The sequence below is a fragment of the Sorangium sp. So ce185 genome, assembly GCF_051526825.1.
Lineage (GTDB): Bacteria > Myxococcota_A > Polyangia > Polyangiales > Polyangiaceae > Sorangium > Sorangium cellulosum_D.
The window spans coordinates 5,484,971-5,505,652 of the sequence record NZ_CP150316.1 but is presented as its reverse complement, the minus strand read 5'-3'; the positions used below and the strand labels follow the sequence as shown (position 1 = coordinate 5,505,652).

At 72.5% G+C, this 20,682-nt stretch carries 12 protein-coding genes; 9 read left to right on the top strand and 3 right to left on the bottom strand.

Annotated elements, in window-relative coordinates:
* Window positions 1–412: 412 nt before the first annotated feature.
* The 3 genes from pheS to WMF26_RS20160 all read left to right on the top strand — a co-directional run bounded on the left by pheS (window position 413) and on the right by WMF26_RS20160 (window position 6,865).
* Window positions 413–1,462 (top strand): phenylalanine--tRNA ligase subunit alpha, encoded by a 1,050-nt coding sequence (gene pheS / locus WMF26_RS20170; protein WP_061626417.1) that lies wholly within the window; start codon window positions 413–415, stop codon window positions 1,460–1,462.
* Between the two features lie 32 nt (window positions 1,463–1,494).
* On the top strand, window positions 1,495–3,948 hold the full coding sequence (gene pheT / locus WMF26_RS20165; protein ID WP_438001652.1) for a phenylalanine--tRNA ligase subunit beta: 2,454 nt from the start codon (window positions 1,495–1,497) through the stop codon (window positions 3,946–3,948).
* 607 nt (window positions 3,949–4,555) lie between these two features.
* The gene (locus WMF26_RS20160) at window positions 4,556–6,865 is read left to right on the top strand and encodes a glucosyltransferase-I (RefSeq protein WP_438001651.1); all 2,310 of its coding nucleotides are present in this window, start codon (window positions 4,556–4,558) and stop codon (window positions 6,863–6,865) included.
* Window positions 6,866–7,038: 173 nt separating this feature from the next.
* Here WMF26_RS20160 and WMF26_RS20155 read toward each other — a convergent pair whose 3' ends face one another.
* On the bottom strand, window positions 7,039–9,888 hold the full coding sequence (locus WMF26_RS20155; protein ID WP_438001650.1) for an nSTAND1 domain-containing NTPase: 2,850 nt from the start codon (window positions 9,886–9,888) through the stop codon (window positions 7,039–7,041).
* 293 nt (window positions 9,889–10,181) lie between these two features.
* On the opposite strand from WMF26_RS20155, the gene WMF26_RS20150 reads away from it, so the two are divergent.
* From WMF26_RS20150 to WMF26_RS20140, 3 genes are all read left to right on the top strand, one after another.
* Window positions 10,182–11,195, top strand: a complete 1,014-nt coding sequence (locus WMF26_RS20150) for a hypothetical protein (protein ID WP_438001649.1) — start codon at window positions 10,182–10,184, stop codon at window positions 11,193–11,195.
* Between the two features lie 110 nt (window positions 11,196–11,305).
* A complete protein-coding gene (locus WMF26_RS20145) occupies window positions 11,306–13,378 on the top strand; it encodes a glucosyltransferase-I (RefSeq protein WP_438001648.1) in 2,073 nt (690 codons plus the stop codon).
* An 18-nt stretch (window positions 13,379–13,396) separates the two neighbouring features.
* Window positions 13,397–14,410, top strand: coding sequence for a hypothetical protein (locus WMF26_RS20140; protein ID WP_438001647.1), 1,014 nt, complete (start codon window positions 13,397–13,399; stop codon window positions 14,408–14,410).
* A gap of 25 nt (window positions 14,411–14,435) precedes the next feature.
* Here WMF26_RS20140 and WMF26_RS20135 read toward each other — a convergent pair whose 3' ends face one another.
* Window positions 14,436–16,265, bottom strand: coding sequence for a sigma 54-interacting transcriptional regulator (locus WMF26_RS20135; protein ID WP_438001646.1), 1,830 nt, complete (start codon window positions 16,263–16,265; stop codon window positions 14,436–14,438).
* Window positions 16,266–16,422: 157 nt separating this feature from the next.
* Between WMF26_RS20135 and WMF26_RS20130 the strand changes: the two genes are divergently transcribed.
* Window positions 16,423–16,776, top strand: coding sequence for a hypothetical protein (locus tag WMF26_RS20130; protein ID WP_437338690.1), 354 nt, complete (start codon window positions 16,423–16,425; stop codon window positions 16,774–16,776).
* Window positions 16,777–16,806: 30 nt separating this feature from the next.
* Here WMF26_RS20130 and WMF26_RS20125 read toward each other — a convergent pair whose 3' ends face one another.
* The gene (locus WMF26_RS20125) at window positions 16,807–18,024 is read right to left on the bottom strand and encodes an MFS transporter (RefSeq protein ID WP_437320957.1); all 1,218 of its coding nucleotides are present in this window, start codon (window positions 18,022–18,024) and stop codon (window positions 16,807–16,809) included.
* Between the two features lie 146 nt (window positions 18,025–18,170).
* On the opposite strand from WMF26_RS20125, the gene WMF26_RS20120 reads away from it, so the two are divergent.
* Both WMF26_RS20120 and WMF26_RS20115 read left to right on the top strand, forming a co-directional pair.
* Window positions 18,171–19,301 carry a pirin family protein gene (locus WMF26_RS20120; protein WP_438001645.1) on the top strand — a complete coding sequence of 377 codons (1,131 nt, stop codon included), beginning with the start codon at window positions 18,171–18,173 and terminating at the stop codon, window positions 19,299–19,301.
* Between the two features lie 328 nt (window positions 19,302–19,629).
* Entirely contained in the window at window positions 19,630–20,679 is a 1,050-nt protein-coding gene (locus tag WMF26_RS20115; RefSeq protein ID WP_437338687.1) for an endonuclease/exonuclease/phosphatase family protein, read from the top strand.
* The last annotated feature ends 3 nt before the right edge of the window (window positions 20,680–20,682 follow it).

Here is a 20,682-nt window from a genome sequence, read left to right as displayed (position 1 = left end):
GCAGCCCGCGGCGGGCAGACGCCGGCCTCGGCCGCGCGCTGCCGAGCGGCGCCCGGCCAATGGCACACCGTGCTGAACCGGTTTTGCAACGGTCGCGCCAGCGCGCGGCCGGCGTAGATCCCGAGTGGGGCCGTGCCGGCGCCGCCGGGGCGCTGTCAACCCGGAGTTGACCGTGGTGACAACCGTTGTTGCGCGCCCCGCGCGGAGCCGTCGCGCGCCGCCCCCCTGGATCGCGGCGCGACGCCGCGCGGATCGGGCGTTCGCCTCGGGCGATGGCCGCCGGCCCCTCCCCTCTGCCCGCGCGCGGCGCGCTCCGTCGCCGCCGTCCGCGCACCGGACGTCCCGCACGCGCCGGCGCAGCGCGGGTGGTGATGTCTTGCGTTGCCTGGGGGTCTGGGGTAAGGGGGCGGCAATGAGTGGTCCCGAACTCGGCCGCCTCATCGACGAGGTCGATCGCACGGTGGACGTCCAGTTCGCCGCCGTCGGCGATCTCGATGAGCTGAACCGCCTGTATGCCAGCCTGCTCGGGCGCCGCGGGTCGCTCAATGCGCTGATGAAGCAGCTGCCCGGGGCGGCGCCCGAGGAGCGCAAGGCGCTCGGCCAGCGCCTCAACGCGGTCAAGGGCCGCGTGGAGCGCGCCCGCGAGGAGGCGACCGCCCGGATCAAGCGGACCGCGCGCGATCGCGAGCTCTCCGCGCCGCCCCTCGATATCACCCTGCCCGGCCGCTGGCGCGCGCCCGGCCGGCCGCACCCGATCATGCGGACCCTCGACGAGATCGTGGATATCTTCGTCGGGCTCGGGTTCGACGTCGCCGAGGGGCCGCAGATCGAGCTCGCGCGCTACAACTTCGATCTCCTCGGGTTCCCGGCGGATCACCCGGCCATGGACATGCACGACACGTTCTACGTGGCCGGCGATCCGGGCCAGAACGTGCTCCTCCGCACGCACACGAGCCCGGTGCAGGTGCGCGAGATGCTCTCCCACCCTCCGCCGGTCATGATCGTCGCGCCGGGCGTCGTCTACAGGCGCGACGACGACGCCAGCCACAGCCCCATGTTCGTGCAGATCGAGGGGCTCGTCGTCGACCGCGACGTCTCCCTCGGCGACCTCAAGGGCCTGCTCGAGGTCTACAGCCGCCGGATGTTCGGTGAGAACACGCGGACGCGCTTCCGGCCGAGCTACTTCCCCTTCACCGAGCCCAGCGCCGAGCTCGATGTCTCCTGCCTCGTCTGTTTCGGCGCGAACCGCGCCTGTCCGCAGTGCAAGGGCACCGGCTGGCTGGAGGTGCTCGGGTGCGGCATGGTCCACCCGACGGTGCTCCGGAACGTCGGAATCGACCCGGAGCTCTACACGGGGCTGGCGTTCGGCATCGGCGTGGATCGCACGGCCAACATGAAGTTCGCCGTCGACGACATCCGCGCCTTCTACGAGAACGACGTCCGCTTCCTCGGAAGCCTCTAGGCGACTCCCCTCGCGCCGGAGCCCGACTCCCCATGTTGATATCGTACAAGTGGCTTCAAGAGATCCTCGGCGCCGATCCCGGCGTCGACGCGGTGACGTCGGCGCTCGGCCGCGGCGGGCTCGAGGTCGATCGCGTGACGCACGTCGGCGCCGCGCTGCGCCCGGTGGTCCTCGCGCGCGTCGAGGCGACGCGGCCCCACCCGAGCAAGAAGGGCCTCACGCTTGTCCGCGTGGACGCCGGCGGCGCCGGCGGAGGCGGCGAGGTGGTGTGCGGCGCGCAGAACATCCCGGCCCCCGGCGGCGGCGCGCTCGTCTGTTATGCGCCGGTGGGGGCGCAGGTCCTCGACCGCAGCGGCGCGCTCGTCACGCTGACCGAGAAGGCGGTCGCCGGCGTCTCGTCGGCCGGCATGCTCTGCGCCGAGGACGAGCTCGGCCTCGGGTCGAGCCACGAGGGCCTGCTCACCATCGAGGGCGGGCGCCCGGGGCAATCGCTGCTCGACTGGGAGCCGCGCCTCGAGGACTGGATCATCGAGCTCAGCGTCACCCCCAACCGGCCCGACGCGCTGGGCCACCTCGGCGTGGCCCGGGACGTGGCCGCGGTGCTCGGCGTCCCCTTCCAGCCGCCGGCGGTCGCGCGGCCGCAGGCGAGCGGCGGCGGGGCGCGCGCGAGCGTCGAGGTGCGCGACAAGGAGCGTTGCCCCCGGTATGCCGGCCAGGTGATCGAGGGCGTCAGCGTCGGTCCCTCGCCGCTCTGGGCCCGGGTGCGCCTCGGCCGCCTCGGGGTCCGGCCGATCACGAACGTCGTCGACGCGACGAACCTTGTGATGCTCGAGCGGGGGCAGCCGCTCCACGCCTTCGATCTCGACGCGCTGCGGCTGCCGGTCGAGATCCGGAGGGCGCGGCAGGGCGAGGCGTTCGTCGCGCTCGACGGGCAGAAGCTGTCCCTGAACGAGGACGACCTCGTGATCGCCGACGCGGAGCGCGTCGTGGCGCTGGCCGGCGTGATCGGCGGCGCGGACAGCGGCGTCACCGCGACGACGCGCCGGGTGTTCCTCGAGTCGGCCTACTTCGAGCCGCGCGGGATCCGCAGGTCGGCGCGGCGGTACGGCTTCCACACCGAGGCGTCGCACCGCTTCGAGCGCGAGGTGGACCTCTCGGGGGTGCCGCTGTCGCGCGATCGCGGGACCGCGCTCATCTGCGAGCTCGCCGGCGCCGAGGCGGCGGGCGAGCCGATCGACGCGTACGTCGCGCCCCGCGCCCCGCGCCGTCTGACGCTGCGGCTGCCGCGGTACAAGCGCATCATCGGCGCCGAGGCCCCGCCGCGGACGCGCGAGATCCTGGAGACGCTCGGGGTCTCGACCGTGGAGCAGCAGGCGGATCGGCTGCTCGTCGAGGTGCCGGCGCACCGGCCCGACATCGTGGAGGAGATCGACCTCATCGAGGAGGTCGCGCGCGTCGCCGGCTACGACCAGATCCCGAGCAGCCTCCCGCGCGTCGGCGCGGCGCCCGCGGGCGCCCGGGGCGATTACCGCCTCCGGCGCCGGGTGCGCCAGATCTGCACCGGGATCGGCCTGCACGAGGCGGTGACGTACTCGTTCCTGTCGCCGCAGGAGCTGAAGGCGTCGCGCTTCGAGGTCGAGCCGCTCCTCCGGCTGCTGAACCCGCTCTCCGAGGAGAAGTCGGTGATGCGGCCGTCGCTGGTCCCGGGGCTGCTCACGGTCGCGCAGCGCTCGCAGCGGTACAACGTGCCGCGGGTGCGGCTGTTCGAGGTGAGCCAGGTGTTCCTGCCGCGTCAGGGCGAGGCGGGCGGCACGGACGGCGCGGGCCAGAAGGCGCGGGTCGAGCGGCCGCCGGTGGACGAGCCGACCCGGCTGACGGTCCTGCTCGCGGGGCCGCGCGACAGCTACCTCACGCGGCCCGAGGACGTCGACTTCTACGATGGCAAGGGCGTGGTCGAGGCGGTGCTGGCGGAGCTCGCGGGCAGCGTGGCGCCGGAGTTCGACCTCGAGGGCGAGCCGCCGCCGTGGGCGCACCCGCGCAAGGGAGCGCGCGTCACGCTCGACGGCCGCGCCGTGGGGTACGTGGCGGAGCTGCACCCGGACGTGCGCGACGCGCTGGAGATCACGACCGGGGCGGTGGTGGCGGAGCTCGATCTCGCGGCGGTGGCGGCGGCCTACCGCGCGCCGGCGGCCGCGAAGCCGAGCCGGTTCCCGGCGATGCGGCACGACGTGGCGCTGCTCTTGCCGCTCGACGTGCCGGCGGGCCAGGTGCTGGAGCTGCTGCGGACGACGGCCGGGGAGCGCTGCGAGAAGGTCGAGCTGTTCGACCGGTACCGCGGCGGCGAGCTCCCGCCGGGGACGCACTCGCTCGGGTTCGCGCTGTGGTTCAGGTCGCCGGAGCGGACGCTGACCGACGAGGAGGTCGATCGGTGGACGAAGGCCGCGGTGGACGCGGCGAAGGCGCGGTTCGGGGCGCAGCAGCGCTGAGGCGGGCGGGCGGCGACCGGCGGTGAGCGGCGCGCTCGCCCGCAGATGGCGATCGCCGGCTTGCGCTCGCCGGACTGGCAGCAACCGTGCCGGCCGAGCGTCGGGTCCGAACCTGGACGATCGGCGTTCCCGCGGCCGCTCTCGCGCCCTGGATCCGCGCGCGCGTGGCAAGCGTTGCCTTCATGGCAAAGATTGCCATCGCCGCGGCGGCAGAGGCGCGGCAAGGATTGCCATCGCGCCGGCATCGCGCCCCGAGGGCGCGCCCGACGCCGCCGCGCGTCGCCCGCGAGGACAGCAGACGCGGCGGCTCAGCACGCGGTAGGTGCACGATCGCGGCCTGCGGCGGTGCCAAGGCGGCATGTGGCTTGCTGCTTGCTCCTCGCTCGAGATGTCGTCCGTGGACCGCGTGCTCGTTCCTCGATATCTCCTTGGCGGCGCCGCGGGAGCGGCGGTCCTGGCGTTGCGATACCCCGGAGCGATCTGCCGGGTCGATCAGAGAGAAAGCGACGAGGGTAGGATGCGGGCATCGATGCGCAGGCGGAGCATGGAGCGGAACCGGAGCGTCGTCACGCGCCCTCCGCGGGGCGGCTGGGCGCCTCGCCACGTCGTGGCGATCGTGTTCGCGACGGCGCTGATCGCCGCCACGGGCGCATGCCTTCAGGGCGCGGTCCCTTGCGGTGACAGTTTTTGCCCGATCGACCGTGAATGCGTCATGCCGGCCGACGGCAACCCCCGGTGTGCCGTCCCCGGCTACGGCCATAGCTGTGGCAATGAGATCCTCGAGGACGGCGAGGTTTGCGACGACGGGAACACGAAGGACGACGACGGATGCAGCGCCGACTGCAAGTCCAACGAGCGCTGCGGCAACGGCGTCGTCGATGCCGTGCGGGGCGAGATCTGCGACGACGGCAACGAGCGCGGCGGCGACGGGTGCAGCGCCGACTGCAAGTCCAACGAGCGCTGCGGCAACGGCATCGTCGACATGATGCGCGGGGAGACCTGCGACTGCGGCTCTGATGAAGTCAGGTCGACCGACCCGCGGTGCCGCGGCGGCCAGAACGCGGAGCGCCGCGGGTATTGCAGGCTCGACTGCGAGGCGCACTGCGGCGACGGGGAGCTGGCGCAGGACGAAGCCTGCGATCCCGGCGTGACGATCACGACCTCCTGCGTCAACCTGCGCTACGATTTCGGCCGTCCGGGGTGCACCAGCTCCTGCGATGACCTGTCCGTCGGCTCGTGCGGAAGCTGGAACTGGCGTCAGCACGATTTTCTTACATCGGGGCCGCTGACCGGCGTGTGGGAGAGCGGGCCGCAGGATGTCTTCGTCGTGGGCTATAACACGATCCTGCACTACAACGGTCAGGACTGGCGGGCGACGACGTTGCCCACGTCTACCACGCTGAACGGCGTGTGGGGGAGCGGGCCACAGGACGTCTTTGCCGTCGGCTATGACACGATCCTGCACTATGATGGTCAGGAGTGGCAGCCCATGATCTTGCCCACCTCGGATCCGATCACGATCAAGGGCGTGTGGGGGAGCGGGCCGCGGGATGTCTTCGCCGTGGGCGATAACGGCACGATCCTGCACTACGACGGACAGGAGTGGCAGCGCACGGCCTCGCCCACACCGAACGTGTTGTATGACGTGTGGGGGAGCGGGCCGCAGGACGTCTTTGCCGTGGGCTATGGCACGATCCTGCACTATGACGGTCAGGAATGGCAGCCCATGACCTCGCCCTTCCCGGAATTCCTCACGATGAGGGGCGTGTGGGGGAGCGGGCCGCAGGACGTCTTCGCCGTGGGTGACGACAGCACGATCCTGCGCTACGACGGCCAGGAATGGCAGCCCATGACCTTGCCTGCGCGGGTGGAGACGTTTCATGACGTGTGGGGGAGCGGGCCGCAGAACGTCTTCGCCGTGGGTCATCAGGGCAACATTCTGCACTACGACGGCGACGGCTGGCAGCTCATGCCCTTACCCATCTCGGTGGAACAGCTGTCCGGCGTGTCGGGGAGCGAGACGTGGGATGTCTTCGTCGTGAGCGACAGCGGCGCCATCCTGAACTACAACGGCCAGAGCTGGCAGCCCATGACGTCGCCCACATCGGACTGGCTGTACAGCGTGTGGGGGAGCGATCTACAGGATGCCTTTGCCGTGGGTGACAAGGGCACGATCCTGCACTACGACGGCGAGGACTGGCAGGACATGCCCTCTCCCACGTCGGAGCTGTTGTTCGACGTGTGGGGGAGCGGGCCGCGGGATGTCTTCGCCGTGGGTCCCAACGGGACGGCTCTGCGCTACGACGGCCAGGACTGGCAGGACATGCCCTTGCCCACAGGGCTGGAATCGTTGTCCAGCGTGTGGGGGAGCGGGCCGCGGGATGTCTTCGCCGTGGGGTACGGCGGCACGATCCTGCGCTACGACGGCGAGAGCTGGGAGGACATGCCCCGGCCCGAATCGCTGCCGCCGCTCCGCGGCGTGTGGGGGACCGGGCCGCAGGATGTCTTCGCCGTGGGCGAGGACGGCGCGATCCTGCACTACGACGGCCGGGACTGGCAGATGGACATGAACCCGCCCAAATCGGTAACGTTGAACAACCTGTGGGGGACCGGGCCGCGGGATGTCTATGCCGTGGGGAACGAGGGCACGATCCTGCACTACGATGGCCAGGGCTGGCAGGAAATGGACTCGACCACACTGGTCGATCTGTACAGCGTGTGGGGGAGCGGGCCGCGGGACGTCTTTGCCGTGGGTGCGTTCGGCACGCTCCTGCACTACGACGGCATCTCCTGGATCAAGCTCAACTCCACGACAGACCGCCGCCTTTTCACGGGGTGGGGCGCTGGGAGCTCGTCCCTTGTCGTCGGCGAGGGCGGCGCCATCTACCACCACAGCCGGACGGCACCGCCGCGGTAGCCGCGCCGCCTCGATCCCAAGGAGCGCTCCAGCGCAGCGCGCCGCACCCCGAAACGATGTCTGGAGCGCCCTCCTCACCGCCCGTCTGCGCCGACCTCGCCGCCGCGGAACGACCCTCGCGACGCGACGAGGCCGTCCCCCACCCCGCCGAGGCGCGGCCCCGGCGGCGCCGGCTACTTCAACTTCTCGTCGATCTTCCCCACGGTCCGCTGGATGAGGTGCTCCTGCTCGCGCTTGCTCTGCAGCATCGCCTCCGCCGCCGCCTTCGCCTTCCGCTCCTCCTCGGTGGCCTTCGCCTCGGCCTTTCGCGCCTCGACCTCGGACTGCTGCGCCGTGTCCCGCGCCGCCCGCGCCTCGCCCGCCGCCACGCGGGCCCGCTCGGCCTCGGCCTTGGCGCGGTCCCGGGCCTGCTCCGCCTCGCGCTGCATCGCCTCGGCCCGCCTCCGCTCGGCCTCGCTCTCGTGCCGCGCCCTCTCGGCCGCGCTCCGCTCCGCCTCCTCGCTCGCGAGCGCCTTCTTCAGCGTCTCCTCGGTCCGGCGGATCGCGTCGAGCTGCGCCGTGATCACCCCGTTCTGCCGGGTCAGCTTCACGATCCCCGCCCCCGCCGCGACCACCAGGAGCGACAGCGCCGCGATCGTCCCGGAGACGAGCCGGCGCCTCCGGCGCCGGGTCTCGTCCGCGAGCCGGAGCACCGCCTCCAGGAACAGCCGCTCCCGCTCCGGCAGCGCGCCCCGGTACCGCTCGCGAAAGCCGCGCGCCTCCTTCGCGACGTTGCCGCGCCAGAGCGTGTCCGCGGCGCGGCCGCTCGCGTCCCACAGCCTCGCCGCCGCGCGCAGCCGGTCCAGGAACACGGCGTCGTCCTGGCTCTCGTCGAGCCAGCGCTTCAGCGTCGGCCACCGCTCGATCAGCGACTCGTGCACCAGCTCCACCGTGCTGCCCGCGCGGTCGTTCCCCTTCTCGATCGCCACGAGCCGCCCGTCGGCCAGCTGCCCCACGACCCGCTCGATCTCGCCCGGGTCCCCGGGCAGCTCGCACAGCTCGCCCAGGCTGGCCACGGCCCGCGTCCGCTCCGGCGTCACCAGCCGCTCCAGGACCGCCCGCGCGAGCTTCGCCTGGCGCTCGCTCATCCCCGCCAGCAGCGTGTCGGCGTGGCTCGCCAGGGCGCCCGCCACCCCGCCGATCGCCTCGTAGCTCGCCCGCGTGAGCAGCCGGCGCCCGCGATCGCGCATCTCCCAGAGCCTCGCCGCGGTGAACTGGAGCAGCGGCAGCGCCCCGCGCGTCGTCGAGAGCGCGTCGAGGATGCCCTCGACCATCGCCGGGTCCTCGATCTCGTGCCGGGCCGCCTCGATCGGCCTCACCAGCGCCTCGCGCAGCCCCTCGCGCCCCATCGGCCGGAGGAACACGAGGCCCCGGGTCATCGCCGCCATGAAGTGCTCGTGCTCGGCCATCCGCTCGAGGAAATCCGATCGCACCGACAGGACGACGCGGAGCGGCGAGGACGCGTCGTCGGCGATGCCCTCCAGGCACGCGAGGAACGCCGCGCGCTCGTCGGCCGGGGCGCCGAGCGTGACGAGCTCCTCGAACTGATCGATGAACAGCAAGAGGCGCCGCTGCGCCCGGGCCGCCCACCCGCGCAGCGCGGCGCCGAGCAGACCCGGCTCGGCGCGCAGCCGCGGCGCCAAGGCCGCGCGCGTCCCCGCGGCGGTGTCGAAGGCGAGCGCCTGCACGTCGGTGCTCAGCGTCACGGCAGGGCTGCCGAGGAGCTCCGCGAGCGCCGCCAGCGGCTCGCGCCCCGGCCGGAGGACCAGCGCCTCCCAGCCCTCGCCGGAGCGCTTGAGCGCCGGGATCACCCCGGCCCGCACGAGCGACGACTTCCCCACGCCCGACGCGCCCGCGATCGCGAGCAGCGGCTGGCTGCGCAGGCGCGCGACGACGCCCGCGAGGTCCTGCGCGCGGCCGAAGAAGCGGTCGGCGTCGGCCTCCTGGAAGGACGAGAGGCCGGCGAACGGGCTCTCGTCGCTGCCGAGGTGGATCTCCCGGCGCCCGGGCAGGAGGGGCAAGAGCTCGGTCAGGAGCTCCTCGGCGGAGGCGTACCGCTCGGCCTTGCGCTTGCGCAGGCAGCGGTCGATGATCGCCCCGAGCGCGCCGACCTCCGGGTAGCGCGCGCCGACCTCGGGCATCGGCTCGTCGAGGCGCGGCACCGCGATGAGGTCCGGCATCCGGCACGGCGCGAGCGGATGAGCGCCGAGCACGAGCTCGTAAAGCATGATGCCCACGGCCCAGACATCGCTCGACGGGTCGATCTCCCGCCCTTCCCACTGCTCGGGGGACATATAAGGCAGCGTGCCGAGCGCCGCGCCCGGGTGCGTCAGGCGCACGTCGTCGACGGCGGGGCGCTCGGCGACCAGGCTCGCCTCGTCGTCGCGCAGCTTGGCGATACCGAAATCGACCACCTTGATCGCGCCCGAGGCGTCCAGCATGACGTTCTCCGGCTTGAGATCGCGATGGACGATGCCGGACGCGTGCGCGCTCGCGAGCGCGCGCACGACGGGGACCATCATCTCGACGGCCAGTCCGGGCGGGACCGGCGCCGCCCGCGCCCGGCTGGGGGCGTCGCCGGGCCTGCGCTGCTTCATCCACGCACGGAAGCTCTGCCCCTCGATGTACTCGAGCACCATGTACGGGAATCCGTCGTGCTCGTTCACCTCGTGGATCGTCACGATATGCTCGTGCTTGCAGCGCGCGGTGGCCTGCGCCTCGGCGAGGAAGCGCTGGACTCCGGTGCTGCTCAGCTTCGTGAGGAGCTTGATCGCGACGAGGCGAGCGAGCCGGAGGTCGCGCGCCAGGAAGACGACGCCCATGCCTCCCCGGCCGAGCTCGCGCAGGAGCTCGTAATGGCCGATGCGGGCGCCGGCGGACGGCGGCGACTTGCCGGGCTCGCGCGACGACGGCGGGTCGACCGTCGCGCGCATCGTCTGGGTCCTGATCATCTCGCGAGCGCCCGCGACCACGGCCGGGAGCATAGTACCGTTCCGGCGCGCGGCAGCACCCCTTTCACGCGACGGAGCACGACCGCGACCCTACCACACGGCCTCCAGTCAGATCACCCGGCTCCGAGCGGCCCAGGCCCCCGACGGCACATCCGGGCGTCGGCTTGCTGGGCAGGAGCCCCCGTGCGATCGTCGCCTCTCCTCTCCTTGCGCTCGATGCGGCGACCGCGATATGCGCGCGACGTGCCCGGCGACCCCGGGCGCGCGCCGATCGGGCGCGGGAGCGCAGGTCCCACGGACGCCCCGGCGGAGAGGCGCTCGGCTTCATGACGACGACCCGCAAGCGACCCGCTCGATTCGTGCTCTCGACAGCGCAGCTCCTCCTGCCGATGGCCCTTGTGACCCTGTGCGCTGGGCCCGCGCGCGCCGAGGAGGCGCCGCCGGGGCCATGGCACGAGGGGGTCTCCGAGGAGCGAAAGCAGCGGGCGCAGGCGCTCTTCGAGGAGGCGCGCGAGCTGCACCGGCGCGCGATGCTCGCCGAGGCGCGGGCCAAGTACGAGGAGGCGCTCGCGGCCTGGGAGCAGCCCGAACTCCGGCTCTACCTCGGGCGGGTGTTGAAGCTCATGGGCCTGCCCCTCCCGGCCCACGAGAACCTGCGCCTCGCCCTGCGCTGGGGGCCCGGCTCGCTCGACGCCGAGAAGGAGCAGGAGGCGCGCGCGGCGATGCGAGCGCTCGCCGAGCGGGAGCTCGCCGCCATCCGGATCCGCTGCGACGAGCCGGGCGCCGTCGTGCTGATGGACGGCCAGCCCTGGTTCATCGGCCCCGGCGCCGAGCGCCGGATGGTCATGCCGGGAGAGCACGTCATCACGGCGAAAAAGAGCGGCTATTTCACGGTCGTCAAGCCCATCCTCGTCGTCGCCGGCAAAGAGGCTTCGGGACGGGTCGCCCTGAGCGCCGATACCGTCGTCAGCGGGCCGTGGTGGGCCACGTGGCTCCCGTGGACCACGCTCGGGGCGGGCGCGGCCATGGGCATCGCGGGCGGCGGGCTGTTGTGGCATGCCGACACGGACCACGAAAAGGTCCACAAGCGCCTCCAAAACGGCTGCGTTCCGACGTGCGAAGCGCTCGATCGCGACGCGTACGATCGCAGCGTCCTCGAGAACCGGCTGGGGATCGGCGCCCTCGTCGCCGGCGGAGCGACCGTGATCACCGGGAGTGTCCTGCTCTTCATGAACAGGCCCGAGGCCTACCGCACCCCGGATCGCGGCGGCGTGAAGATCGAGCTCCGGCCCGCCGCGTCGCTCGAGGGTGCGATGCTGTCCGGCCGGGTCGTGTTCTGATCCAACCGAGGGAAAGGCGAGGTAGCATGCGGAGGCGGGACGAGGATGCGAGCCCAGCGGTCTCGGGCCTGTGGCGAGGCGTAGGAGCCATCCGCCATGCGGTTGCGGCCGTGTTCGTGTTGGCGTTGATCTGTATCGCGGGTGCGTGCCTCCAGGGCGGGATCTCGTGCGGCGGCGGGGTTTGCCCGTCGGGCCACATCTGCGTCTCCCACGAGGAGCGTCCCCCTGCGTGCGTCGCATCGACCAGCGTCAACACCTGCGGCAACGGCGTCGTGGAGGCCGGCGAGGACTGCGACGACGGCAACCAGGTCGGCGGCGACGGCTGCGGCAGCGAGTGCGTGCATTGCGGCGACGGGGAGCTGACACGGGGTGAGATCTGCGACACCCAATTGCCGGTCACGATATCCTGCGTCTCGCTGAGCTACGACTTCGGCCGCCCGGGGTGCGTCAGCTCCTGCGATGACCTGTCCGTCATCCCGTGCGGAAGCTGGAACTGGCGTCGGCAGGAGCGCGTGACCTCGCAAGCGTTGCGGGCCGGTTGGAGCTGGCGGCAGGAAGCGTTTGCCGTGGGTGACGGCGGCGCGATCGCTCACTACAACGGCCAGTCCTGGCAGGACTCGCCCTCGCCCACGTCGGAAGCGTTGTCGGGCGTGTGGGGGAGCGGGTCGCGCGATGTCTTCGCCGTGGGCGCTCGGGGCACGATCCTGCGCTATGACGGCGACGACTGGCACGCCATGCCCTCGCCCACGTCGGAAGCGTTGTCGGACGTGTGGGGGAGCGGGCCGCGCGATGTCTTCGCCGTGGGCGCTCGGGGCACGATCCTGCGCTATGACGGTCAGGGCTGGCAGGCCATGCCCTCGCCCACGTCGGAGGCGTTGTCGGGCGTGTGGGGGAGCGAGGCGCACGATGTCTTCGCCGTGGGGTCTGAAGGCACGATCCTGCGCTACGACGGTCAGGGCTGGCAGGTCATGCCCTCGCCGACGTCGGAAGCGTTGTCGGGCGTGTGGGGGAGCGGGGCGCACGACGTCTTCGCCGTGGGCGATCAGGGCACGATGCTCCGCTACGACGGTCAGGGCTGGCAGGCCGTGCCCTCGCCCACATCGAAGGCTTTGTCGGGCGTGTGGGAGAGCGCGCCGGACAATGTCTATGTCGTGGATGTCGAGGGCACGATGCTGCACTACGACGGCGAGGGCTGGCGGCGCATGACGTTGCCCACGACGTTGCCCGAGGAGGTGTCCTCGCGGCAGGTACGGTTGCATGACGTGTGGGGGAGCGGACCGCAGGACGTCTTCGCCGTGGGGAACGGAGGCACGACGCTGCACTACAACGGCCAGGACTGGCAGAACATGACCTGGCCCACGACGGCATGGATGAGCGGCGTATGGGGGAGCGGACCGCGCGACGTCTTCGTCGTGGGTGATGGAGGCACGATCCTGCGCTACGACGGCCACAGCTGGGAGGAGGTGGAGGAGGAGGAGATCCCGCCCACGAAGCCATCGTTGAACGGCGTGTGGGGGAGCGGGCCGCAGGATGTCTTCGTCGTGGGTTCTGAAGGCACGATCCTGCACTACGACGGCCAGGGCTGGGAGGATGAGAGCTGGCCTTCGAAGCCATGGTTGCACGGCGTGTGGGGGTACGGGCCGCAGGATGTCTTTGCCGTGGGTTCTGAAGGCACGATCCTGCACTACGACGGCCAGGGCTGGCAAAAAATGCCCTCGCCCGCACCGGAGGCATCGTTGAAGGGCGTGTGGGGGAGCGGGACGACGGATGTCTTCGCCGTGGGTGATCGGGGCACGATCCTGCACTACGACGGCGAGGGCTGGCAGAAAATGCCCTCGCCCGCACCGGAGGCATGGTTGACCGGGGTGTGGGGGAGCGGGCCGCAGGATGTCTTCGCCGTGGGTTCTGAAGGCACGATCCTGCACTACGACGACCAGGGCTGGGACGCCATGAGCTCGACCACGCTGATAACGCTGAATGGGGTGTGGGGGCGCGGGCCGCGGGATGTCTTTGCCGTGGGCCAGTTCGGCGAGCTCCTGCACTACGACGGGACCTCCTGGCTCAAGCTCGATCCCACGACAGATCGCATCTTTTACGCGGTCTGGGGCACCGGAAAATCGTCCTTTGTCGTCGGCGAGGGCGGCGCCATCTATCGTCACACCCGGACGGTGCTGCCGCGTTAGTGGGAGGCGCTCGGCTTCATGACGACGACCCCCAAGCGACCCGCTCGGTTCGCGCTCTCGACAGCGCAGCTCCTCCTGCCGGTGGCCCTCGTGACCCTGTGCGCCGGGCCCGCGCGCGCCGAGGAGGCGCCGCCGGGGCCATGGCACGAGGGGGTCTCCGAGGAGCGAAAGCAGCGGGCGCAGGCGCTCTTCGAGGAGGCGCGCGAGCTGCACCGGCGCGCGATGCTCGCCGAGGCGCGGGCCAAGTACGAGGAGGCGCTCGCGGTCTGGGAGCAGCCCGAGCTCCGGCTCTACCTCGGGCGGGTGTTGAAGCTCATGGGCCTGCCCCTCCTGGCCCACGAGAACCTGCGCCTCGCCCTGCGGTGGGGGCCCGGCTCGCTCGACGCCGAGAAGGAGCAGGAGGCGCGCGCGGCGATGCGAGCGCTCGCCGAGCGGGAGCTCGCCGCTATCCGGATCCGCTGCGACGAGCCGGGCGCCGTCGTGCTGATGGACGGCCAGCCCTGGTTCATCGGCCCCGGCGCCGAGCGCCGGATGGTCATGCCGGGAGAGCACGTCATCACGGCGAAAAAGGGAGGCTATTTTACGGTCGTCAAGCCCATCCTCGTCTTCGCCGGCCAAGAGGCTTCGGGCCAGATCGCCCTGAGCGCCGACACCGTCGTCAGCAGGCCGCGGTGGGCCACGTGGCTCCCGTGGGCCACGCTCGGGGCGGGCGCGGCCCTGGGCATCGCAGGCGGCGCGCTGATGCGGCATGCCGCCGCCGAGCAGAAAGCAACCGACGGTCGCCTCAAGGCCCGCTGCGAGCCGTCGTGCAAGCCGTTCGCGTCGGACGCGTACGACGGCTCCGACCTCGCGAGGGGGCTGGGGATCGGCGCCCTCCTCGTCGGCGGAGCGACCGTGATCACGGGGACGGTCCTGCTCTTCGTGAACGGGCCCGAGGCCTACCGCACCCCGGATCGCGGCGGCGTGAAGCTCGAGCTCCGGCCCGCCGCGTCGCCCGATGCTGCGGCGCTGTCGGCGCGCCTCGTGTTCTGATCCGTCCGGGGACCGGACCGCTCCCTCACGGGCTCCGCTTCCCCTCCCGCGTGGAGATGCCGTATTGCTTGAGCTTGAACGTGAAGGTGCGGACGGGCATCCCGAGGAGCGCCGCCGCCCGCTTCTGGACCCCGTCCGCGGCGTCGAGCGCCTGGCGCATGCGCGTGCACTCGATCTCCCGGAGCTCCTCGGCGATGGGCTTGAAGCGGGAGGGCCCCGCCGCGGGCGGCGCCGACGGATCCGCCGCGGGCCGCGGCGGGAGCTCGAGCCCGGCGATGCGCTCGGGCAGGCCCCAGGGCTCGATCACCGGGCCGTCCGCCGTGGCGGCGGCGTACTCCATCGCGTTCTTGAGCTCGCGCACGTTGCCGGGGAACGGGTGCGCGAAGAGCGCGGCGAGCGCGGCCTCCGAGAGATCGAGCGCGGGACGACCGGCCCTGGCGCACGCCTCGGCGAGGAACAGGCGGGCCAAGATCGGCAGCTCGCGCCGCCGGTGCCGGAGCGGGGGCAGCTCGACGACGGCGGCGCTCAGGCGGAAGAGCAGATCTTGACGGAATCGGCCGGCGCGGACCTCCTCCTCGAGGTCGCGGTTGGTGGCGGCGACGATGCGGATGTCCACCTCGCGATCGCGCACGTCGCCGAGGCGCGTGATCCGCTTCGCCTCGAGCGCGCGGAGCAGCTTGGCCTGCGCGCCGAGGGGTAGCTCGCCGATCTCGTCGAGGAAGACGGTGCCGCCGTGCGCCCGCTCCAGCAGGCCGGGCTTGGGCGCCCGCGCCTCCGAGAAGGCGCCCTTCTCGTACCCGAAGAGCTCGCTCTCCACCAGCGTCTCCGGGAGCGCGGCGCAGTTGAGCGTGATCATCGGCTTCTGGGCCCGCGCCGACCAGTGGTGCACGGCGGCCGCGGCGTTCTCCTTGCCCGCCCCCGTCTCGCCGAGGACGAGCACCGGCAGATCGCTCGCCGCGAGGCGCCGGATCAGCTCGAACAGCCGGATCATGGCCGAATCGGCCACCACGACGGTGCGCTCGCCGATGACGTGCCGGACGGCGGCCTCCGAGGCGGAGGCGATCGCCCCCGGGGCGGCGATCGACGCGGCGGTCCGCGCGCCGGCGAGGAGCGTCTCGGTGTCGCCGCCGTCGAACGGGTAGCAGGCCAGGCCGGCGCGCGCCTCGGGGGAGAGCGGCGCGATCGCCTCGAGCACCTGGAGCGCCGCGGCGCGCGCCGCCTCGCCGCCGAGCTCGGGGAACCCGATGGCGAGCTGAGAGGCGCCGTCCCAGGCGACGATGTCCACGAGCCGGAGCGCCGAGAGCGCCCGCTGCTCCAACGTCGTGCGCATCTGCACGGACCCGAGGGACACCACCGCCAGGCCGAACGGCCGCGCCGAGTCGGCGGCGCGCTCGATCTCCTCCTCGACGCGCCGGCGCAGCCGGCCCATCTCGATGAGGGCGCTGCCCCGCGACGGCGACTCGCGCCGGAGGATCAGCGTGGTGTCGCCCATGGTGATGACGTCGCCGGAGCCGAGCGCGCGCGAGCCCTCGATGCGCTCGCCGTTCACGAGCGTGCCATTGTGGCTGCCGAGATCGGCGATCCGGATCTCGCCCCGGGAAAAGACGAGCTCGGCGTGCCGCCGGGACACCGCGGCGGTGTCGAGCCGCACGTCGGCGTCGTCGCTGCGCCCCACGACGAGCACGCCGTCGTCCGGCAGGGCGCGCCGGTACGACGAGGAAGCGCCGATGACGAGGAGGTAGGAGTAGATTCCCCGGCTGTCCGGGGACTGCCGCAGATCGAAGGTCTGCGTCGTCAACGGCGAGCTCGCGAGGCCGCTCATCAGCCCGAAGCTATACCCGAAGCGCTCGCGCATGCAAGGCGCGAGCCTCCCTCGTCAACGCCGGCAACAGCGCTTTCGGCGGCTCGAGCGTCGATGGGGTGAACGGGGCGTCTCCGAGGGATTCGCCCTCCCGCGCCGGAACCTTCGGCGCCAGCGCCTGTCAAGAGCGCTGGTCAAGGAGGCACTCGTCATGGCTGAAGCGTTCCACATGGGCGGCTGGGGGATGTATCCGACGTTGGTCTTCGGTCTCCTGCTCCTCGCCGCGTCCGTCCGTTATGCTGTCTCGCCCGAGCGGCGGTTCGTGCCGCTCCAGATCAGCCTCGGTATCCTCACGCTGGTGTCCGGCGGCCTCGGGTTCGTCAGCGGCACCATCAAATCGCTCACCCTCATGGGCGCGGTGCCGCCCGACGCGCGCTGGCTGTGGATCGTCGGCCTCGGCGAGTCGCTCAACAACATCGCGCTGGCGCTCGCGCTCCTCATCCTCTCGTCCCTCGCCGCGACCGTCGGCGCTTATCGCATCTCGCAGACGAGCCCCGCCCGCTGACGCCCGCGCTCGCGCCGCGCGGCGGCACGGCTACGTGCGCTGGGCGGCGGCGAGGGCGACGCGCCGCTCGATCCCGAGGAACAGGAGCGGGAGCGCGAGCGTGAAGGCGATCGAGAGCGCGGCGACGGCGGGCATGCCGTCGAGGCGCCGGTCCGGCAGCTCGTGGAGCATCCTCGCCGACCAGAACGCCGCGATGGCGGACGCCATGTGCTGCACGGCCGACTGCATCGAGGTGAAGCGCGCGCGCTCGGCCGGGCGCGGCACCTTGGACGTCAGCGTGCTGTGCGAGACGTTGCGGAACGTCATGCCGAGCATGAAGACGATGAAGATGACGAGCACGGGCAGCCCCGGCACGTACGAGAAGAAGCCGGCGTAGAGGACGCCCACGAGCACCGCCGCGCCCACCGAGCCCGTCTGGAACGCGCCGAAGCGGTCGACGAGCGGCCCCACCGCGCGCATCGCGAAGAAGCTGACCAGGCCCCCCACGAAGTAGAGCAGCCCGAGCCGCTCGCGCGGGTACCCGAGGTTGTACTGCACGTACGCGGAGATGTTGGGGATCACGAGGAACGACGCCATCGTCACGGTCGCTGTCGTCGCGTACGAGAGCATCACGATCGGCCGGCCGAGGAGGGCGCGGAGCTCGCTCAGGGCGCCGCCCGACGGCGGCTCGCCGGCGAGGTGATCGCGCATCGAGGGCAGGAGGAAGACCGCGAGCCCGGCGACGAGCAGCCCGAGCGCGGCGACGGCGAAGAACGGCAGCGGGAAGCCGCCGCGCCGGGCGAGCTCCAGCCCGGCCGGGATGCCGAACACCGAGGCGACCGAGAACGAGCCCATCACGACGCCCATCGCCTTGCCGCGGCGCTCGGGCGGGATGACGTCCGCGACGATGGAGAACGCGACCGAGGTCGCGGGCCCGCCGAACGCCCCGGCGAGCACGCGCGCCGCCATGAGGCTCGGCAGCCCGGTCGCGAAGCCGCCGGCCGCGGTGCCGACGACGAGGCCGAGCATCGCCACCGCGAGCGCGCTGCGCCGGTCGAACCGGTCGAGGAAGAACGCGCCGGCGAGGCCCGACAGCGCGGCCGACGCGGTGTAGCTGCCGCCGATGAGGCCGATGTCGGACATCGGGATGCCGAGGGCGACCGCGAAGTCGGGCCCGAGCGGCATCACCATCACGAAGTCGAGGATGTTGATGAACTGGACCGCAGCGACGAGGAAGATGATGCTCCGCTCGGAGCGAGGTGTGGACACAAGGATCGACTGTAACCTTTGGCGAGGCGCTCGGACGAGGAGAATACGGATCGAGCACGTTGCGCGCGGGCGGCTCGATGGTTGCTGGCCACGCAACGCCGCGTTGCGCGCGCGCACCGTTGTCCGTCGACGGGTGGCACCTTACGATGGCTGCCATGGATCGCCGCACTGCCCTCGGGGCCCTCGCCGCCGCGCCCGTCGCGGCCGCGTGCGCCCGCACCGAGCCCTCGCCCAGCCGCACCGATGAAGCCGCGCTCGCCGCGGAGGACGTGGTCCGCGGCGTCGCGCCGCTCGGCTCGCCCTGGGAGACGCTCGACCCGTTCCTGTTCTGCGTCCACCACGACGACGCGTACCCGGCCGGCAACGAGCGGATGGGGCCGGCCGCCTCGCTCGCGGGCCGCGCCATCGGCCGCGATTTCGCGGGCAAGGACGGCTGGCGCATGTACCACGGCGCGGTGGTCCCCGGCTTCCCGCAGCACCCGCACCGCGGCTTCGAGACCGTGACGATCGTGCGGCGCGGGCTCGTCGATCATTCGGACTCGCTCGGCGCGGCCGCGCGCTACGGCCGCGGCGACGTCCAGTGGCTCACGGCGGGGAGCGGCATCGTGCACGCGGAGATGTTCCCGCTCGTCGAGGAGGGCGGGCCCAACCCGCTCGAGCTCTTCCAGATCTGGCTCAACCTCCCGCGCGCCGACAAGCTCGCCGACCCGCACTTCGTGATGATGTGGGGCGACACGATCCCGAGGCAGCTCGCGCGCGACGCCGCCGGCAGGGCGACCGAGATCACCGTGGTCGCCGGCCGCTTCGGCGAGCTCCGCCCGCCGGCCCCGCCGCCGAAATCGTGGGCGGCGCGCGCGGACGCCGACGTCGCGATCTGGACGCTCAAGATGGCGCCGGGCGCGCGGTTCGCGCTGCCGGCCGCCTCGCCGGGGACGAACCGCGCCCTCTACTTCTTCCGCGGCGCCGAGCTGCGCGTCGGCGCCCGCCGCGTCCCCGGGGGCCAGCGGATCACGCTCCGCGACGGCGCCGCCGCGCTCCTCGAGAACGGCCCCGACGAGGCCGAGATCCTGCTCCTCCAGGGCCGGCCCATCGGCGAGCCCGTCGCGCAGCACGGCCCCTTCGTGATGACCTCGATGGCCGAGGTCCAGCAGGCCTTCCTCGACTACCGGCGGACCGGCTTCGGCGGGTGGCCGTGGCCGAGCGACGATCCGGTCCACGGGCGCGCGGAAGGCCGGTTCGCGCGGTACCCCGACGGGCGCGTCGACAAGGCCGGATGATCCGCGCCGGGGCGAGCCCGACCGGCGCTCCGGCGTGAACGCCGGCCCTCGGCGATGTGGGACGGGAGCCTGAGCCAGTGAGGCGGCCGACCGACATCCCAGGATCGCGCGGCGAGGCAGTGCTCAAAATTGAACATGAAGGCGGGAAGGCGGGAAGAAAAGATCAATGATCTTCCTGCCTTCCCGCCTTCATGGGAACTCTCTCCGGGCAAATTCGAGCACTGCCCGCGGCGAGCAGCGCCACGACGGCGCCGCGGACGAGGGCGCGACTGCGGCGACGACAACCGTGTTTGCGCCGACGGGCATACCGCGTGCATCGCCGCGCGCGATGCCGTTCCGGATTGCCACCTTCAATGCAGGGCTCGCCGTCGGGGTGCTGCCGTACGCGACGGAGCGCGTGCCGCGCGTGGTCGAGGCGCTCGCCGCGCTCGACGTGGACCTCCTGTTCGTGCAGGAGTTCTGGCTCGACGCGCACTGGGATCTGCTCCGCAGAGCGCTGGAGTCGCGCCTGCCGCACGCGCTCCGGCCGGAGCCCGCGCACCCGGCCCCGCGCGCGGCGTGCGGCGCCTCCCAGGTGAGGCCGCTCGTCGCGTGCGCTGAGGCGAAATGCAGCGGGCTGACGGACGAGGCGCTCGCGCGCTGCGTCGTGCAGAGCTGCGCGCCCACCGCGCTCGCCCTCCCCACCCCGTGCCTCAACTGCATCGCGAGCCGCCCTGTCGGCACGATCCACGAGATCGTCGACCGGTGCGTCGGGGACCCGGCGACGCCCGCGGCGCCCGCCGCGGGCTCGTCGTCGCGCTTCGGCGGGCTCATCGCGTACGGCGGCTCGTTCGGCACGGGGCTGCTCGCGGCCGCGCCGCTCGACGACCGCGACCTCCTCGTGTTCGAGTCGACCGTGAACGCCCGCGGCGCCCTGTACGCGCGCGTCGCGGCGGCCGAGCTCGGCGCGCTGCACGTGTTCGCGGCGCACCTGTCGCCGGGCGGCCCGGAGCAGCCGCCCCAGCTCGAGCGGCTGCTCGACTGGGTCGACGCGAAGGCGGGCGGCGCGCCGGCGCTGCTCCTCGGCGATCTCAACACCACGCCCGGCTCGTCGCTGTTCCGCCGCCTGGAGCGCGCCGGGTTCCGCGACGCCGACGTGCCCGATCGCCGCGCGACCTTCTCGCACGACGGGCTCGGCACGGGCGACGTCGAGGACTCGGGCTGGCGGCTCGATCACGTGCTCGTGCGCGGCCTCGACGCGGGCCTCCGCGCGGACCGCATCCTGGACGCGCCCATCACGATCCAGGCCGCGGGGCGCGCCGTCCGGACGACGCTGTCGGATCATTTCGGCGTCCTGGCCACGATCGAAGGCGCCGGCGCGGAGCGGGCCGCCCGCTGACGC

Coding starts and splice junctions, on each gene's coding strand:
- pheS (WP_061626417.1), top strand. CDS start 413: ATGAGTGGTCCCGAACTCGGCCGCCTCATCGACGAGGTCGATCGCACG.
- pheT (WP_438001652.1), top strand. CDS start 1,495: ATGTTGATATCGTACAAGTGGCTTCAAGAGATCCTCGGCGCCGATCCC.
- WMF26_RS20155 (WP_438001650.1), bottom strand. CDS start 9,888: ATGCTCCCGGCCGTGGTCGCGGGCGCTCGCGAGATGATCAGGACCCAG.
- WMF26_RS20150 (WP_438001649.1), top strand. CDS start 10,182: ATGACGACGACCCGCAAGCGACCCGCTCGATTCGTGCTCTCGACAGCG.
- WMF26_RS20140 (WP_438001647.1), top strand. CDS start 13,397: ATGACGACGACCCCCAAGCGACCCGCTCGGTTCGCGCTCTCGACAGCG.
- WMF26_RS20135 (WP_438001646.1), bottom strand. CDS start 16,265: ATGCGCGAGCGCTTCGGGTATAGCTTCGGGCTGATGAGCGGCCTCGCG.
- WMF26_RS20130 (WP_437338690.1), top strand. CDS start 16,423: ATGGCTGAAGCGTTCCACATGGGCGGCTGGGGGATGTATCCGACGTTG.
- WMF26_RS20120 (WP_438001645.1), top strand. CDS start 18,171: ATGGCTGCCATGGATCGCCGCACTGCCCTCGGGGCCCTCGCCGCCGCG.
- WMF26_RS20115 (WP_437338687.1), top strand. CDS start 19,630: ATGCCGTTCCGGATTGCCACCTTCAATGCAGGGCTCGCCGTCGGGGTG.